Origin of the sequence: Caballeronia calidae, assembly GCF_900044055.2 — a bacterium.
GTDB classification, from domain to species: domain Bacteria; phylum Pseudomonadota; class Gammaproteobacteria; order Burkholderiales; family Burkholderiaceae; genus Caballeronia; species Caballeronia calidae.
The window spans coordinates 382,061-398,658 of record NZ_FCOX02000001.1; the positions used below are offsets into that span (position 1 = coordinate 382,061).

Here is a 16,598-nt window from a genome sequence, read left to right on the forward strand (position 1 = left end):
GTCTATCGCTGGTTGATGCTGCCGGACGTCGTGCTGACTTTTCCGCCGACGTCGCGGCAATTCACGCTGCCGGAAACCGTCGACACGGATCCGCCGATATCGCCGCAGGTGACGCTGCCGGAAACCGTCGACACCGAGCCGACGTTGCCATGCACGGCGACCGTGTCGCAGCGATCGGCCTGAAACGACTGAAGATCGCCGTGCACTTCGAGCGTGATGCGCGACGCGGTTTCTGGCGTGACGTCCTTGCCGTCCACGATGACGCGTCCGCCGCGCACCGACACGCTTTCGCCCGAATACGTGACGCCGTTGATGGTGATGGTGGCTGGCATGGGGTCTGGGAAAAAGATTGCGAATCGACCAGTGTACGCGCGCGATTGCGGCAAATTTCCCCGCATTTGCAACAAAGCGATTCGATTTCTCCGCGGCGCGAGCGCATTCGGCGCACCGGATACGGATCGATCGGACAGTCAATCGCTGCGGTCCGAATCCGTTTGACAACCCCAATTCGGTCGCGTAAATTCTGCCGCACGCGTCGGGAGAGCGCGTGGCCGCCGCTTGTCAGCACGACAGCGAACGCCGCGCCGCCGAAGGGGCATACCCGCAAACTCTCAGGCAAAAGGACCGACGGCGTCGAGGAAAGCAATTTCCTCGCACTCTGGAGAGCGGCAGCGGCTTCGTCGAACGAGCCAGTTGCCCACCGAAGGGGCGCGCGATGAACCGCTGCACAATCGTGCATGGTTCGCGCAATCTCTCAGGTACCGAGGACAGAGGGGTCACGCATCGCAACCGCCAGTCGGTATGCACGTTGCGCGCTGCATCGGCAGCGAGCGCAGGCGCATTCCGCAGGCAAAAGCGCGCTGCGTGGCCTTTTTTGTTTCGCGAACCGAGGCCCCGATGACTTCTCTTCAACACACGCCCTTGCACGCCGCTCACCTCGCGCTCAACGCGCGCATGGTCGACTTCGGCGGCTGGGACATGCCCGTCAACTACGGTTCGCAGATCGACGAGCACCGCGCGGTACGCACGGATGCCGGCATGTTCGACGTGTCGCACATGCGCGTCATCGATTTCGAGGGCGAAGCCGTCCGCGATTTCTTCAAGTACGCGATCGCCAATAACGTCGACAAGCTCACGACGCCCGGCAAGGCGCTCTACTCGTGCCTGCTCGGCGGCGACGGCGGCGTCATCGACGATCTCATCGTTTATTACTTCTCCGAGACGAGTTTTCGTGTCGTCGTGAACGCGGGCACGGCGGAGAAGGACATCGCCTGGTTCGGCCAGCTGAACGCCGAGGGCGAATTCAATCTGTCGATCACGCCGCGCCGCGATCTCGCGATCATCGCCGTGCAAGGCCCGAACGCGCGCGAAAAGGCCTGGCAAGTGCTGCCGGATACGCGCGCGCAGACTCAGGACATCAAGCCGTTCAACGCGGTCGTTTTTCCGTCGACGCAATTCGGCGAGCTGATGCTCGCGCGCACCGGCTACACGGGCGAGGACGGCTTCGAGATCGTCGTTCCGGCGACGCACGTCGAAGCGCTGTGGAACGCGCTCGCAGCCGCGGGCGTGAAGCCGGCCGGCCTCGGCGCGCGCGACACGCTGCGCCTCGAAGCCGGCATGAACCTCTACGGCCAGGACATGGACGAGACGGTCTCGCCGCTCGACGCCGGCCTCGCGTGGACCGTCGATCTGAAAACGCCGCGCGATTTCGTCGGCCGCAGCGCGCTCGAAGCGCACGGCTCGAAGGCGAATTTCGTCGGGCTCGTGCTCATCAAGGAAAACGGCAAGGCGGGCGGCGTACTGCGCGCACATCAGAAAGTCGTCACGCCGCACGGCGATGGCGAAATCACGAGCGGCACGTTTTCGCCGTCGATGCAGGAGTCGATCGCGTTCGCACGCGTCCCGACCGCTGTTGCCGTCGGGGATACGGTGCAGGTCGTCATCCGCGACAAGCAACTCCCCGCGCGCGTGGTAAAACTTCCGTTCGTGCGCAACGGCAAGGTTCTCGTCGAACTTTCATAAGCGCCGTCGCGCCCGTTCCCTCCTATCAAGAACCTCACGAAAGAACCACGCAAGGAGCATCCAATGAGCATCCCGGCCGATCTGAAATACACCGAATCGCACGAATGGGTCCGCACCGAAGCCGACGGCACGCTGACCGTCGGCATCACCGATCACGCGCAGGAAGCGCTCGGTGACATCGTGTTCGTCGAGCTGCCGGCGGCGGGCAAGACCGTCGCGGCGGGCGATGCGATCGCCGTGATCGAATCGGTGAAGGCCGCCTCCGATATTTACGCGCCGGTCTCGGGCGAAATCGTCGCCGCCAACGACTCGCTCACCGCCACGCCCGATCAGGTGAACGGCGCGCCGTACGAAAGCTGGCTCTTCAAGATCAAGCCGGCGGGCGACGCCTCCCTCGACAAGCTGCTCGACGCCGAAGGCTACGGCAAGTCGATCGGCGAATAACTCCCTCAATCGACGAAGGCGGCTCCTTTCCGCAACGAAGGCGCCGCCATTCGCAGGAATTCACATGAAGCTCGAACACCCGGATCGCCTGATGAACCGCACCTCCCTGTCACTCGCCGCACTCGAATGTCACGATGCATTCGCCGAGCGGCACATCGGCCCCGACGAAGCGGACCAGCGCGCGATGCTCGATGCGCTCGGCTTCGCATCGCGCGCGGCCTTCATCGACGCGGTGATTCCTGAATCGATCCGCCGCAAGGAAACGCTGCCGCTCGGCGCGTTCACGCAGCCGAAGAGCGAGGCGGAAGCGCTCGCGTCGCTGCGCAAGCTGGCGGACGAGAATCTGGTGTTTCGGACTTACATCGGCCAGGGTTACTACGGCACGCACACGCCGGCCGTGATCCTGCGCAACGTGCTGGAAAATCCGGCCTGGTACACGGCGTACACGCCGTATCAGCCGGAAATCTCGCAAGGGCGCCTCGAAGCGCTGCTGAACTTCCAGCAGATGGTCATGGACCTGACGGGCCTCGCGATGGCGAACGCATCGCTGCTCGACGAAGCCACCGCCGCCGCCGAAGCGATGACCCTGCTGCAACGTGTCGGCAAGCCGAAGTCGAACGTCTTCTACGTCGCCGATGACGTGCTGCCGCAGACCATCGAAGTGGTGAAGACGCGCGCGAAGCCGGCGGGCATCGAGGTGAAGGTCGGCCCTGCCGCCAATGCCGCGAGCGCGAACGCGTTCGGCGTGCTGCTGCAATACCCCGGCGCGCAAGGCGACATCCTCGACTATCGCGCCCTGACCGAAGCGATCCACGCGGCGGGCGGCCATGTCGTCGCGGCGGCGGATCTGCTCGCGCTGACGCTCGTCACGCCGCCGGGCGAATGGGGCGCGGATGTCGCGATCGGCAATACGCAGCGCTTCGGTGTGCCGGTCGGCTTCGGCGGTCCGCACGCGGCTTTCATGGCCGTGCGCGATGAATTCAAGCGCCAGATGCCGGGCCGTCTCGTCGGCGTGACCGTCGATGCGCAAGGCAATTCCGCGCTGCGTCTCGCGCTGCAGACGCGCGAGCAACATATCCGTCGCGAGAAGGCGACGTCGAACGTCTGTACGGCGCAGGCGCTGCTCGCGATCATGGCGAGCATGTACGCCGTCTATCACGGCCCGCGCGGCCTGAAGACGATCGCATTGCGCGTAAACCGCGTCGCGTCGGTGTTCGCGGCGGGTCTGCGCAAGCTCGGCTACGCGATCGCCAACGATACGTTCTTCGACACGGTCACCATCGACAGCGGGGCGAACACGACCGCGCTGCATCAGGCCGCCCACGCCGCGCACATCAACCTGCGCCACGTGAGCGCGAGCCAGGTCGGCGTATCGCTGGATGAAACCACCACGCGCGACGACCTCCTCAAGCTCTTCGCGCTCTTCGCGGAAGTGGCGGGCAAGACCGAAACGTTCGATATCGACGCGCTCGACCAGGCCGCGCCCGATTCGCTGCCGGCCGAACTGCATCGCACGAGCGAATACCTCACGCATCCGGTCTTCAACCGCCATCACTCCGAGCACGAAATGCTGCGCTATCTGCGCAGCCTTGCCGACAAGGACCTCGCGCTCGACCGCACGATGATCCCGCTCGGCTCCTGCACGATGAAGCTCAACGCGACCTCCGAAATGCTGCCGGTGACGTGGCCCGAGTTCGCGCAGATTCACCCGTTCGCGCCCGCCGAGCAGACGCTCGGCTATCGCACGATGATCGATCAGCTCGAACAGATGCTGGTTGCGTGCACGGGCTACGCGGCGGTATCCCTGCAGCCGAACGCCGGTTCGCAGGGCGAGTACGCGGGCCTGCTGATCATCCACGCGTATCACGAGTCGCGCGGTGAAGGGCATCGCAATGTGTGTCTGATTCCGGCGTCCGCGCACGGCACGAATCCGGCGTCGGCGCAGATGGCGGGCATGCAGGTCGTCGTCGTCGCGTGCGATGCGAACGGCAACGTCGATATCGAAGACCTGAAGGCGAAGGCCGACAAGCATTCGGCGAACCTCGCGGCGATCATGATCACGTATCCGTCGACGCACGGCGTGTTCGAGCGCAATGTCCGCGAAATCTGCGACATCGTGCATTCGCACGGCGGCCAGGTGTATGTCGACGGCGCGAACATGAACGCGATGGTCGGTCTCTGCGCGCCCGGCCAGTTCGGCGGCGACGTTTCGCACCTGAATCTGCACAAGACCTTCTGCATTCCGCACGGCGGCGGCGGACCGGGCGTCGGTCCGGTCGCGGTCGGCGCGCATCTGGCGAAGTTCCTGCCGAATCAGATCTCCACGGGCTACAAGCGCGACGAAGCGGGCATCGGCGCGGTGTCGTCGGCGCCGTATGGCTCGGCCGCGATTCTGCCGATCTCGTGGATGTACATCGCGATGATGGGCGCGCAAGGCCTCACCGCCGCCACCGAAAGCGCGATTCTCGCGGCGAACTATGTCGCCAAGCGCCTCGCGCCGCACTATCCGGTGCTGTACAGCGGCCCGGGCGGGCTCGTCGCGCACGAGTGCATTCTCGACGTGCGGCCGATCAAGGAATCGAGCGGCATCTCGGTGGACGACGTCGCGAAGCGCCTGATCGACTACGGCTTCCACGCGCCGACGATGAGCTTCCCCGTGCCGGGCACGCTGATGGTCGAGCCGACGGAATCGGAATCGAAGGAAGAGCTCGACCGCTTCATCGACGCGATGATCGCGATCCGCGAGGAAATCCGCGCGGTGGAGGAAGGCCGCGCCGATCGCGAAGACAACGTGCTGAAGAACGCGCCGCACACGGCGGCGGCCGTCACGTCGGACGAGTGGACGCACAAGTACACGCGCGAAGCGGCGGCGTACCCGGTGAAGTCGCTCGTGACGCGCAAGTACTGGTCGCCGGTCGGCCGCGCGGACAACGCGTACGGCGACCGCAACCTGATGTGCTCGTGCGTGCCGATTTCCGATTACGCGGAATAAGCAGGCACGCCGCCCGGCAATGAAGGAAGCGTAAAGCATTGTCGGGCGGTATCGCGGCGCGCGTCAGAACGGCTAACATCTCACCCCGGACCAAAGCCAATCAAGGAGTTCGCATGGCGCGGAAGGTGCGAGAGATGAATAAGAAGAGCCGTTTCAGGACGCGCACGGCGCTGGCCGCGCTGTTGGCGTTCGGCATGTCATGCGCTCACGCGGCGATGAATTTCTGCGCCGCGCCCGCGATGCAGACGAGCGAGCGCACCAACGCCGATCCCGGCGTGAGGGCGCTGGTGAAGATGGTGCAATCGCACGTGAACGACCAGCCGAAGGCGCGGGCGACGCTGCATACCGAGGGCACGCTGCCGCACGAAGGCATCTACGACGAGAGCGTCGAAGCGGAGAAAGATCTCGGCCTGATGCGCGATGCGGCGCTCGCGTGGCGCGCGACCGGCGACGAGCGCTATCTGCGGCTCGTCGACCGCTTTCTGTTCGCGTGGACGACCACGTACCAGCCGAGCTTCAATCCCATCGACGAGACGAATTTCGAATCGCTGATTCTCGCGTACGACCTCACGGCGAGCGCCTTGCCGGTGAAGACGCGCAATGCGGCGAACGCGTTCATCGCGAAGATGGTGAAGGGCTATATCGCCGATATGGACCAGCAGCCGCGTCCGCTCACGGGCAATTATCGGAACAACTGGCAGAGTCATCGGGTGAAGCTGGTGGCGATGGGCGCGTTCACCATCGACGACCGCAAGCTCATCAACGCGGCGCAGCGGCTGTTCGTCGAGCATATCGGCGACAACATCGCGCCGGATGGATCGACGGTCGATTTCGCCGAACGCGATGCGCTGCGCTACGTCACCTACGATCTTCAACCGCTCGTGACAGCGGCGCTCGCCGCGCGGCGGCACAACCGCAACTGGCTGCCGGAGCGCGCGCAGTCGGGCGCGACCCTCGCCGAAGCGCTCAACTGGCTCACGCCGTACGCGATCGGCACGAAGACGCATAATGAATTCGTGCGCTCGTCGGTGCCTTTCGACGCCAAGCGCCGCGAAGCCGGATTGCCGGGTTTTTCGGGTCAGTGGGATCCGAAGAACGCGGCGGAACTCTTTCATCTTGCGGCCCGTCTCGACGGCCGCTACGCGCCGGTCGCACTGCGGCTCGCACTCACGCCGCCTGCGTGGCTCGCGGTGTGTCTGCCGTTGCCGGCGCGCTAATCCAAGCACAGGTAGGAGCAGTCATGGCAGTCAGCGTATTCGACCTCTTCAAGATCGGTATCGGCCCTTCGAGTTCGCACACTGTCGGACCGATGCGCGCGGCATTGATGTTCGCGCAAGGACTCGAGCGCGACGCTCTGCTGGACGCGACGGCATCGGTGAAATGCGAGCTGTACGGCTCGCTCGGCGCGACGGGCAAAGGCCACGGGACCGACCGCGGCGTGATGCTCGGCCTGATGGGCGACGCACCCGACACCGTCGATGCATCGAGCATCGTTCCGCGGCTGGAGGCCGTGCGCGCGTCGAAGACGCTTGCGCTGCTCGGCACGCGCGATATTCCGTTCACGATCAAGGAGAACATCGCGTTCTACCGGCAGGCGTTGCCGGAGCATCCGAACGGCATGAAGCTGTATGCGTTCGATGCGAACGGCGCGTTGCTGCGCGAGGCGACGTATCTGTCGGTGGGCGGCGGTTTCGTCGTCACGGCGGGCGCGGCGAACACGGCGGTGCTGACGGCGCACGAGCAGTTGCCGTATCCGTTCCAGACCGGCGACGAGCTGCTGAAAATGTGCGACGAATCGGGCAAATCGATCGCGCAGCTGATGTGGGAAAACGAGCGCGTCTGGCGCAGCGAGGATGAAATTCGTGCCGGGCTGCTGCGCATCTGGGATGTGATGCAGGATTGCGTCGCGCGCGGGTGCGGCATCAATAATCCCGAAGCCGAAGGGCACTTGCCGGGTCCGTTTCAGGTCAAGCGTCGCGCGCCGCAGTTGTACAAGGCGCTGGCGGGCAAGCCGGAGCAGGCGTTGCGCGATCCGCTTTCGATGATCGACTGGATCAATCTCTATGCGATCGCGGTGAACGAGGAGAACGCGATCGGCGGGCGCGTCGTGACCGCGCCGACCAATGGCGCGGCGGGCATCATTCCGGCAGTGCTGCATTACTACGACCGGTTCGTGCCGGGGTCGAACACGCAGGGCGTGATCGACTTCCTGCTGACGGCGGCGGCGATCGGCATTCTGTACAAGATGAATGCGTCCATCTCCGGCGCGGAAGTGGGATGTCAGGGCGAGGTGGGCGTTGCCTGTTCGATGGCGGCGGGCGCGCTGGCTGCCGTGCTCGGCGGCACGCCCGCGCAAGTCGAGAATGCCGCGGAGATCGGCATGGAGCACAACCTCGGGCTGACGTGCGATCCGGTCGGCGGAATGGTGCAGATTCCGTGCATCGAACGCAACGCGATGGGATCGGTGAAGGCCGTCAACGCCGCGCGCATGGCGATGCGCGGCGATGGCTCGCACTATGTTTCGCTCGATTCGGTCATCAAGACCATGAGAGAGACCGGCGCGGATATGAAGACCAAATATAAAGAGACTTCGCGCGGCGGGTTGGCGGTGAATATCGTGGAGTGTTGAGAGATGATGTCTTCGGGCAGTCATCGGCACGACGACTGAAACATTCGGTGAAAGGCGATCGAGGCGCCAGGCGAAGCGGCTAGCATCGGTAGAACAAGAACGATTCTATCGATCGCTGGATTGAACCGGTGCGTCGGTAGAGATGCCTGGGAGCACCGCATTGGAACCGAAGGAACTTGCTGCGCATAGACAAGTGCGCAAGACGCTGAGCGGCGCACTGCAATTCAAGCCGATGAACAAAACCAGGTGGCCCAAGCCATTCAACAGAATGGCGCGGCCGCGGGTTCACGCGACCGATCTCACTCGCGTCTCGGACGATCATTGCGTGCTGTTCATATGGCGCGACGGCGACGAACTCGAAGATCGCTCGTTTTATGGGCATTTGCTTCACGCACTGCCTCCCGGGGATCTCTACCCGCTGCTGGAGTTTCACTACCATCCCAGTCACAAGGGTTTGCATTGCAAGGTGCCATGCCGGACCACCTTCGACTACCGGAATCGCTTGCTGCCCGGCGCACCCGAGCTTAACCTGAAGTCTTATCGACGCTTCGACCCAAGGGTGGTCGAAGACCGCGCCGCGCTGATCGTTCTGTTCCGCGAGATAGCGGGGATATCGATTTCGAACGAACAAAACGGCCAAGGCGACCTGTTGTGCTAACGGACATTCTCAAGCGAACGATCTGCACGTTGTTCGAAGTGCATGCCGATAGCAACGGTGTGCAGCGAATCGTCACGCCTTTGCAGTATCCCGGAACGGGAGATCGCGTGGTCGTTCGCATTCGCCCTCGCGACGGCGGATGGGTCATAGACGAGAACGGAGAGGCATGCTTTTCCGCGAGCATGGCGGGCGGCGACGTCGAATCTGGCATCGTCGAGCATTGGTCGCAAGAACATGCACGACTCAGCCCCGCGCGACTGTGTGCAGACGAGGTGATTCGCGCGACCACCACCGACGAGCGTCTTCTTGCACCGTATGTGTTTCGCGTCGCCGAGGCAGCTCAGCAGCTCTATGCTGTTGCGACCTCGCGGCCCGAGCGCCAGTCAAGCAGCGACTTCAAGGAGCGGCTGACTCGCACCATCGCCGAGATAGCGGAGGAATTCGGTCTCGGACATCGGTCGGAGGTCGAGTTGCCGATTTCCGGCGGTTTGATAGCCGATCACCTGATCGAAACGCCCACGCCGTCGATCATCATCGCCGCGACCAGCGCCAAGCGGTTGCTCGAAGGCGAACTCATCCACTTGCAGTATCGAGCCGTGCATATGCCAGGGCATGTGCTCGCCATTGCGGAAAATCAGCAAGCAGTCGGCAAGACCGAGTTCGAGCGGGCGAACTATTACACGTGGAAGACAGTCGTCTTCGATGCGCGGAATCTTCGAAGTTTGATTGGCTCCGTGCTTCATTGAAGCATCACGCCCCAATCAGATTCACCACCTTCACATTCCGCGTATCCGGTACTTCCGCATACGACAGCACCTTCAATTGCGGCAGACTTCTCCTGAGAAAGCGAGCCAGCATCGCCCGCAGCGAATGCTGCACCAGCAACACCGGCGGCAAGCCCAGGTTCTGCTGACGCATGATCGCGTTCTGCGTCGAGTTCATCAGCGTCTGCGCGAGCCCCGGCTCAAGCCCCGGATTCGTGCCCGTCGACAGCGCCTGCGACAGCACACGTTCCAGCGTCGGATCGAGGCCCATCACCTGCAGATCGTCGGTGCCCGGATACCACTGCTGCGTGATCGCGCGACCCAGCGCGAGACGCACCGCCGCCGTGAGATCGTGCGGATCGGACATGCGCGGCGCGTGTTCCTGCAGCGCGTCGAGGATCGTGCGCATATCGCGGATCGGCACGCTCTCGTCGAGCAGGTTCTGCAGCACCTTCTGCAGCGTGGTGAGCGACAGCACCTTCGGAACGAGATCGTCCGTGAGCGAAGGCGTGTCCTTGCCGATGCGCTCGATCAACGCCTGCACTTCCTGTCGTCCGAGCAATTCCGCGGCATGCGTCACGACGAGATGATTCAAATGCGTCGCGACGACCGTGCTCGCATCGACCACCGTGTAGCCGTACACCTGAGCCTGTTCGCGCAGATTCGTGTCGATCCACACGGCGGGCAGGCCGAACGCCGGGTCCGTCGTCTGGTTGCCGGGCAGCGCGGCCGAAACCTGCCCCGGATTGATCGCGAGCCACTGCCCCGGAAACGCCTCGCCGACACCCACTTCCACGCCCTTCAGCGCGATGCGATAACCATTCGGCCGCAGTTCGAGATTGTCGCGAATGTGAATGACCGGCGGCAAAAAGCCGATTTCCTGCGCGAACTTCTTGCGGATGCCCTTGATGCGCTTGAGCAACTCGCCGTCGCTGTTGCGGTCGACGAGCGGAATCAGGCGATAACCCACTTCCAGCCCGAGCGGATCGATGAGCGAGACATCCTCCCAGCTCGCCTCCGCATTCTCCGCCGACGCGGCCGCGGCGCTCGCCGCGAGCGGCGTGACATCGGTGACGGCGCTCTTCTTCTTTGCCTCGGCGCGTTTGTTCATCGTGCGCGCGGCGTAGATGAGGCCGCCGCCGAGCAGAATGAACGCGAAATGCGGCATGCCTGGAATCAAACCCATGATGCCGATGATCACGCCCGTGATCATCAGCACGCGCGGGTTCTGGAACAACTGGCCGGTCAGCTGCGTGCCGATGTCTTCCTCGGTCGCGACGCGCGACACGATCACGCCCGCCGCCGTCGAGATGATGAGCGACGGAATCTGCGCGACGAGGCCATCGCCGATGGTCAGCAGCGTGTAGTTGGTCGCCGCGTGCGCGAAGTCCATGTCGTGCTGGAGCATGCCGACGATCAGCCCGCCCACCACGTTGATCACCATGATCAGCAAGCCCGCGATCGCGTCGCCGCGCACGAACTTGCTCGCACCGTCCATCGAGCCGTAGAACTCGGCTTCCTGCGCGACACCCTGACGGCGCTTCTTCGCCGTTTCCTCGTTGATGAGGCCGGCGTTCAGATCGGCGTCGATGGCCATCTGCTTGCCGGGCATCGCGTCGAGCGTGAAGCGCGCGCCCACTTCCGCGATACGTCCCGCGCCCTTCGTGATGACCATGAAGTTGATGATCATCAGAATCACGAACACGACGATACCGACCGCGAAATTCCCGCCGACGAGAAAGTGCCCGAACGACTCGATCACCTGACCCGCGGCGTCCGGGCCGGTGTGGCCTTCGAGCAGCACGATACGCGTCGACGCGACGTTCAGCGAAAGCCGCAGCAACGTCGAGAACAGCAGCACGCTCGGGAACGCCGCGAAGTCGAGCGGCTTTTGCGTGTACATGCTGACGAGCAGCACCATCACCGACAGCGCGATGTTGAAGGTGAACAGCAAGTCGAGCAGGAACGACGGCAAGGGCAGAATCATCATGCCCAGGATCATGCAGATCAGGATCGGGCCGGCGAGGGCTCGCAAGTTCTGCGTGCCGAGCGCGTCGGGCCGTTTGGCGAAAAATCCAGCGCGCGCGTTCATGCTGCGGCTCCCTTGTCAGTGTTGTCGCCAGCCAGGGCCTCCGCGGCTTCCTGGTCGGCATCGGCGTCGGAAACGCCGCCTTTGTCCAGTTCTTTCGGCACGTCGAGATCGGAAGGCTCTTCCGGTTCGATTCCGCCGTCTTCCTTGTAGCGCTTGAGCTGGTAGACCCACGCCAGCACCTGCGCGACCGCGCCGTAGAGCGCGCCCGGAATCTCGCGGTTGATCTCGACGTTGTGATACAGCGCGCGCGCGAGCGGCGGCGCTTCGAGCAGCGGCACGTTGTGCTCGCGTCCCAATTCGCGGATGCGCGCCGCGACCAGATTCACGCCCTTCGCGACGACCTTCGGCGCGCGCATCTGGCCATCGGCGTACTTCAGCGCGACGGCGAAGTGCGTCGGGTTCGTGACGATGACATCGGCGGTCGGGATCGCCTGCATCATCCGGCGACGCGCGGCCGCGCGCTGCTGCTGGCGGATCTTGCCCTTGATGTGCGGATCGCCTTCGTTTTCCTTGTGCTCGCGCTTCACTTCTTCCTTGCTCATGCGCAGCTTCTTCGCGTGCGAGTAGAGCTGATACGGCACGTCGACGGCCGCGACGAGAAACAGTCCGGCGATCGCCATGCCGCAGCACACGAAGATCAGATGCATCGCGTCGGCGAGCGCGAGACCGAGCGGCTTGGTCAGCAAACCGAGCACTTCGGCCTTGCGGCTCCAGATCGCCGATCCCGCCATGCCGCCGACGACGATCGTTTTCAACATCGACATCCCGAGCTGAACCGGCCCTTGCACGGAGAAAATCTTGCCGAGGCCGCTGATCGGATTGAGCCGCCCGAAGTTCGGTGCGAGCGGCTTCGTCGTGATGAGCCAGCCGCCCAGCGCCATCGGCGCGGCGAGCGCGGCGAAACCCGTGAGCACGAGCACCGGCAGCACGGCGAACAAACCTTCCTTGCCCGCGTTCGCCGCGCCGATCATCATCTGGCGCGTGTCGAGCACGGTCGCGTGATCGAAGGTGAACGCACCGCGCAGAATCGACTGCAAATGCTGGCTGATCGTCCCCGACAGGCCCCACACGCCGAAAAATCCCGCCGCGAGCAGCGCGAAAGACGCGAGCTCGCGTGAACGCGCAACCTGGCCTTCCTCCCGCGCCTTTTCCAGGCGCTTGGGAGTGGCTGATTCGGTTTTTTCGAGATCGCTTTCTTCTGCCACCGGGCCTTACTCCGTTCCTTCCATCGTTTCCACATGCGAGCGGTGCGAAGCCGCTTTTTGATGAAAGCGATTATTGCGGAAGGCGTCGAGCGGCCATCGACGGATAAGGCCGGTGAAAAGGGGGTTATTCGCTAGATGAAAGCGCGGGAAACGAAAGCGGCGCGTGCCTCGCAAGAAGCACGCGCCGTTTCTTTCGATGAAGCGTCGGGGCGATCAGGCGCCCGGCACGCGGCCGTCCGGGCCGTAGAACCCGGCCTTCGACGGCGCGACCTGCAAGGCGGCAAGCGCCTTGCGGTTGTATTCCATGCGTGTGCGGATCAGCACGCCGTTGTTGTTGTTGCCCTGTTTCGCGCGGCGGGCGGCGGCGGTGAGCAGCGCCCATTGCTCGGCGATCGCGCCGTCGTTCGCAGCCGCGGCTTCCATGCCGACAAAGCCGCCGGGGAAACCGAGCGCGTTCAACTGCTCGTCGCGGGTCTTTTCGAGTGCCGAGATGCGCTCGGTGAGCGCGGTCTTGTTCTCGACGATCCCGGGCAGCGCCGGAAGCGGCTGCGCGGCGATCAGCGCTTTTTCCTCATCGACGAGGAGGGATTCGAATGCCTGAACAGCGGCGACTTCTTCGGTGACGGTGGCCAGCAGGGCGTCTCTCATTGCATCGCTCATAAAGCAGAAGCGGTTTCAAAAAGCCGCCCGGTGCGATGAACGCCGCCTGCGCGCGCCTGCTTTTTGCAAGCGCGGCCGGATCACTGCGTTCAGCCGCCGGTCGGCGGGGTTCTCGTTTGCAGCAGGTCGCGGGCGGTGCTCAGAATGCCGTCGGCGATCTTGCTCGTGTCCATCTTCAGGCTGCCGTCGCGGATCGCGGCCTTGATCGATTCGACTTTCGCCGTGTCGATGTCCGATCCGTTCGATGCGCGCAAGTCGCTCGACAGCGACGACAAGCTCACCGTCGAATTCTTCGCCGGGCTCGCGTCCGATTGCTGCACGGTGCTCGCGGCACCCTTCGCGTCGCTTTGCGACGTGCGCGGCAGGTTGTCTTGAAGGCCTGCCAGAGTGGTGTTGCTATTCGATTCGATCTTCACGATGTCCATTCCCGAACGTGTTGAGTCCTTTATCGGCGAGGGTGCTTGAAAACTTTACCCTGCCGGGGAACAGCCAACTGCCGATCGGCGCGCTCATCGCCATGAAAGCCTTATCGGGCGGGCTTTCGGCGCATTTGCAACAAAATGAAACAAACGTGGGGGACCGAACACTTCGCCATTTACAGCGCCACTTCCACTGTCTGACCGTCCTTCACGATGCCGGTGATGATCTGGCCGCCGGCGGTTTTTACGCGAACCTGCTGGCCGGGCGCGGCGTTGTTCATCGCGGTGCCTTCGGCCGAAATCGAGAAGCCGGAGCCGCCGGCGACCACGCGCACGTTCTGCCCGATCGCCACCGAGCTCGCCGCGCGCAGCATGTCGGTGCGCAGCGGCAGGCCGGCGGGCACGCGCGACAACGCGACCGCGCCGACGGCCTGCGCCGGATCGGTGACGATGGCTTGCGGCATCGCGGTGATGTCGCCGTCGCGGGCGATCAGATCGGCGTTGCTCAGCACTTCGCCCGGCGCGATGGCGCGCGCGGCCGAATAGTAAGTGGCGTTGATCGACACGCGCGCCTGGACATACAGCGTCCACGGACGCTCGCCGATACAGCGCACGCCGACCGTCATGCGGCCCCAGAGGCGCGCGCCGGTCGGCATGAAGGGATCGAGCGCGGAGCAGGCGGCGAGGCCGCGCGGGAAAACGGGCGTGACGGTGATCTCGACCTTGCCCGGCAAACCTGCGGCCTGCTGCTGCAGAAAGTTGAGCGCGGCGAGGCGGATCGATTCGCCGTCCTGCATCGCGGCAGGCGTGCCGGGCGCTTGTGGCAACGCGGCGGCAGCCGGCGCGGCTGCGGCAGACGGATTGAAGCTGACGCGCCGCATCGGTGACGCGGCGCCGGCGACGGGCGCAGCGGGACTGGCGGCGACAGGTTTCGCATTGGCGTTGCGGGCGATGCCATCGTCGCGCGTGACGACGACGGGCGTCACATCGCGCGAAGCCGAAGCGACGGGAACCCTCGCGAGCGCGGGCGCCGCGACCGGCGCGGCGGGCGCCGTCGCGCGCGCGGGCTTCGCTTCGCCCGGACCGGGAATGACGATCATCCCGTTCGCGTCGTTCATCGAATCGTCGGCGGCGTCGGCGCGGGCGTCGAGTTCCAGCGCGGCGTTGCGCATCGCGGCGTCGGCGGCTTTCGTCGCGGCGCGATAGCCGCTCGGTCGCGCGATCTCGGGCGCGGGCATCGCCGGAACAGCGGCCGGTGCGCGCGAAACCGGCGCAGCCAGGCTCTTCGCCATATCGGCGGCGGCGGCGGGATTGGTCTCCGCGTTGCCGGGAATGACGATCGGGCCATCGCCCTGCTGCGCATACGCGCCCGCCGCGACGCCCACGAAAAGCGACACGCCGGCCAGGGCGCGCAACGTGCGGCGCGCGAACGTCGCTGCGGCGCGAGCCGTAGGGTTCGATGCACGCTTCGCGGACCTGCTCATCACTTTTCTCCGTACCTGATTCGATCGAGCCGCGATCATCGCGGCGTTTCCGGCAAACCGATCGCGCAAAACAAATCCGCCATCGGCCACGAAACGAATTCTAGATATCGGCTGGCGCGGGCAAGCGTCGAATAGAGGCCCCGTTTCCCGGTTATTCGTCGGATTAGTTATTGCACGCCGCTCCTAAGATGCGTGTCATGCAAAAAGGCCTCGGCGCTGCCGACAGGAGAAACCGCAATGCTAGACAGACTCGACAAGGAATTCGCATTTGGCCGCGAGGCGCTCGATGTGCGCGCGTATCGGCAGGAATTGCTGTCGTCGAATATCGCCAACGCCGACACGCCCGGCTACAAGGCGCGCGACGTCGATTTCTCGAGCGCGCTCGCGGGTGCGCTCAAGCAGGGCGGCGGCGCATCCAGCAACGCGACACTGAAGATGGCGCAGCCCGTCAGCGTGAGCGCGAGCGGCGGCATGGCCACGACGGCCAGAGGCCATATGAGCGGCACGTCGACGCTCGCAGCGTCGGGCGGCCCGAGCGACGACTACGGCAAGCTCGCCTATCGCGTGCCGAGCCAGCCGTCGCTCGACGGCAACACGGTCGATCTCGACGCCGAGCGCGTGCAGTTCGCGGACAACGCGCTGCACTTCGAGGCGGGCATGACGGTGCTGAGCTCGCAGATCAAGTCGATGCTCTCGGCCATCACGTCCAACAGTTAAAGAAGCGAGAACGTATGCCTTCCCTGATGAACATCTTCAACGTCGCCGGCTCGGCGATGTCCGCGCAGGCGCAGCGCCTGAACGTCACCGCGTCGAACCTCGCGAACGCGGACAGCACGACCGGCCCGGACGGCCAGCCGTACAAGGCGAAACAGGTCGTGTTCGCGGTCGATCCGCTCGGCGGCGCGCGCACTGCGTCGGGCCAGCAGGTCGGCGGCGTGCAGGTGACCGGCGTGATCGACGATCCGAGCCCGATGAAAACCAGCTACGACCCGAGCAACCCCGCGGCGAACGCGGACGGTTATGTGACGCTGCCCAACGTCGATCCGGTGCAGGAGATGGTCAACATGATTTCCGCGTCGCGTTCCTATCAGGCGAACGTCGAAACGCTCAATACCGCCAAGCAACTGATGCTCAAGACCTTGACCATCGGAACCTGATAGAGACATTCAAGGAACACAACGTGAGCTCCTCCAGCACAACCATCGGCAGCAACGGCACGACTGTGTCGC

At 64.4% G+C, this 16,598-nt stretch carries 15 protein-coding genes and 2 riboswitches; of the genes, 9 read left to right on the forward strand and 6 right to left on the reverse strand.

Annotation, left to right across the window (positions count from 1 at the left end):
• Positions 1-2 precede the first annotated feature (2 nt).
• A complete protein-coding gene (locus tag AWB78_RS01810) occupies positions 3-332 on the reverse strand; it encodes a hypothetical protein (RefSeq protein WP_062601619.1) in 330 nt (109 codons plus the stop codon).
• A 194-nt stretch (positions 333-526) separates the two neighbouring features.
• Positions 527-637, forward strand: a riboswitch (glycine riboswitch).
• A gap of 11 nt (positions 638-648) precedes the next feature.
• Positions 649-781: riboswitch (glycine riboswitch) on the forward strand.
• Positions 782-897: 116 nt separating this feature from the next.
• On the opposite strand from AWB78_RS01810, the gene gcvT reads away from it, so the two are divergent.
• The 7 genes from gcvT (at position 898) to AWB78_RS01845 (ending at position 9,491) form a co-directional block, all read left to right on the forward strand.
• Complete coding sequence (gene gcvT / locus AWB78_RS01815) at positions 898-2,022, forward strand: glycine cleavage system aminomethyltransferase GcvT (protein WP_062601773.1); 1,125 nt, start codon at positions 898-900, stop codon at positions 2,020-2,022.
• Between the two features lie 63 nt (positions 2,023-2,085).
• Positions 2,086-2,466, forward strand: coding sequence for a glycine cleavage system protein GcvH (gene gcvH, locus AWB78_RS01820; RefSeq protein WP_062601620.1), 381 nt, complete (start codon positions 2,086-2,088; stop codon positions 2,464-2,466).
• A 64-nt stretch (positions 2,467-2,530) separates the two neighbouring features.
• Positions 2,531-5,458 carry an aminomethyl-transferring glycine dehydrogenase gene (gene gcvP, locus AWB78_RS01825; protein WP_062601621.1) on the forward strand — a complete coding sequence of 976 codons (2,928 nt, stop codon included), beginning with the start codon at positions 2,531-2,533 and terminating at the stop codon, positions 5,456-5,458.
• A 113-nt stretch (positions 5,459-5,571) separates the two neighbouring features.
• Positions 5,572-6,675, forward strand: a complete 1,104-nt coding sequence (locus AWB78_RS01830; RefSeq protein WP_062601622.1) for an alginate lyase family protein — start codon at positions 5,572-5,574, stop codon at positions 6,673-6,675.
• A 23-nt stretch (positions 6,676-6,698) separates the two neighbouring features.
• Positions 6,699-8,087, forward strand: coding sequence for an L-serine ammonia-lyase (locus AWB78_RS01835; protein WP_062601623.1), 1,389 nt, complete (start codon positions 6,699-6,701; stop codon positions 8,085-8,087).
• A 160-nt stretch (positions 8,088-8,247) separates the two neighbouring features.
• Positions 8,248-8,745, forward strand: coding sequence for a hypothetical protein (locus tag AWB78_RS01840; RefSeq protein WP_062601775.1), 498 nt, complete (start codon positions 8,248-8,250; stop codon positions 8,743-8,745).
• A gap of 38 nt (positions 8,746-8,783) precedes the next feature.
• Positions 8,784-9,491 carry a hypothetical protein gene (locus AWB78_RS01845; RefSeq protein ID WP_232477590.1) on the forward strand — a complete coding sequence of 236 codons (708 nt, stop codon included), beginning with the start codon at positions 8,784-8,786 and terminating at the stop codon, positions 9,489-9,491.
• A 4-nt stretch (positions 9,492-9,495) separates the two neighbouring features.
• Here AWB78_RS01845 and flhA read toward each other — a convergent pair whose 3' ends face one another.
• The 5 genes from flhA to flgA all read right to left on the reverse strand — a co-directional run bounded on the left by flhA (position 9,496) and on the right by flgA (position 15,369).
• A complete protein-coding gene (flhA, locus tag AWB78_RS01850; RefSeq protein WP_062601625.1) occupies positions 9,496-11,601 on the reverse strand; it encodes a flagellar biosynthesis protein FlhA in 2,106 nt (701 codons plus the stop codon).
• Entirely contained in the window at positions 11,598-12,806 is a 1,209-nt protein-coding gene (flhB, locus tag AWB78_RS01855) for a flagellar biosynthesis protein FlhB (RefSeq protein ID WP_062601626.1), read from the reverse strand. Before flhB ends, flhA begins: the two co-directional genes overlap by 4 nt.
• Positions 12,807-13,019: 213 nt before the next feature.
• Positions 13,020-13,454, reverse strand: a complete 435-nt coding sequence (locus AWB78_RS01860; RefSeq protein WP_062601777.1) for a flagellar protein FlgN — start codon at positions 13,452-13,454, stop codon at positions 13,020-13,022.
• A gap of 101 nt (positions 13,455-13,555) precedes the next feature.
• Positions 13,556-13,882: a flagellar biosynthesis anti-sigma factor FlgM gene (gene flgM / locus AWB78_RS01865; RefSeq protein ID WP_062601779.1), complete on the reverse strand. Its 327-nt coding sequence runs from the start codon at positions 13,880-13,882 to the stop codon at positions 13,556-13,558.
• Positions 13,883-14,061: 179 nt separating this feature from the next.
• Positions 14,062-15,369, reverse strand: a complete 1,308-nt coding sequence (flgA, locus tag AWB78_RS01870) for a flagellar basal body P-ring formation chaperone FlgA (RefSeq protein WP_062601627.1) — start codon at positions 15,367-15,369, stop codon at positions 14,062-14,064.
• A gap of 237 nt (positions 15,370-15,606) precedes the next feature.
• Between flgA and flgB the strand changes: the two genes are divergently transcribed.
• Both flgB and flgC read left to right on the forward strand, forming a co-directional pair.
• Entirely contained in the window at positions 15,607-16,086 is a 480-nt protein-coding gene (flgB, locus tag AWB78_RS01875; protein WP_062601628.1) for a flagellar basal body rod protein FlgB, read from the forward strand.
• A gap of 14 nt (positions 16,087-16,100) precedes the next feature.
• The gene (flgC, locus tag AWB78_RS01880) at positions 16,101-16,526 is read left to right on the forward strand and encodes a flagellar basal body rod protein FlgC (RefSeq protein WP_035499295.1); all 426 of its coding nucleotides are present in this window, start codon (positions 16,101-16,103) and stop codon (positions 16,524-16,526) included.
• Positions 16,527-16,598: the final 72 nt, after the last annotated feature.

Excerpts from the sequence above, each read along its gene's own strand:
- flgA (WP_062601627.1), bottom strand. The coding sequence starts at position 15,369 with ATGAGCAGGTCCGCGAAGCGTGCATCGAACCCTACGGCTCGCGCCGCA.
- flgB (WP_062601628.1), top strand. The coding sequence starts at position 15,607 with ATGCTAGACAGACTCGACAAGGAATTCGCATTTGGCCGCGAGGCGCTC.
- AWB78_RS01830 (WP_062601622.1), top strand. The coding sequence starts at position 5,572 with ATGGCGCGGAAGGTGCGAGAGATGAATAAGAAGAGCCGTTTCAGGACG.
- gcvT (WP_062601773.1), top strand. The coding sequence starts at position 898 with ATGACTTCTCTTCAACACACGCCCTTGCACGCCGCTCACCTCGCGCTC.
- AWB78_RS01810 (WP_062601619.1), bottom strand. The coding sequence starts at position 332 with ATGCCAGCCACCATCACCATCAACGGCGTCACGTATTCGGGCGAAAGC.
- gcvH (WP_062601620.1), top strand. The coding sequence starts at position 2,086 with ATGAGCATCCCGGCCGATCTGAAATACACCGAATCGCACGAATGGGTC.
- AWB78_RS01835 (WP_062601623.1), top strand. The coding sequence starts at position 6,699 with ATGGCAGTCAGCGTATTCGACCTCTTCAAGATCGGTATCGGCCCTTCG.
- gcvP (WP_062601621.1), top strand. The coding sequence starts at position 2,531 with ATGAAGCTCGAACACCCGGATCGCCTGATGAACCGCACCTCCCTGTCA.
- flhA (WP_062601625.1), bottom strand. The coding sequence starts at position 11,601 with ATGAACGCGCGCGCTGGATTTTTCGCCAAACGGCCCGACGCGCTCGGC.
- AWB78_RS01860 (WP_062601777.1), bottom strand. The coding sequence starts at position 13,454 with ATGAGAGACGCCCTGCTGGCCACCGTCACCGAAGAAGTCGCCGCTGTT.
- flgC (WP_035499295.1), top strand. The coding sequence starts at position 16,101 with ATGCCTTCCCTGATGAACATCTTCAACGTCGCCGGCTCGGCGATGTCC.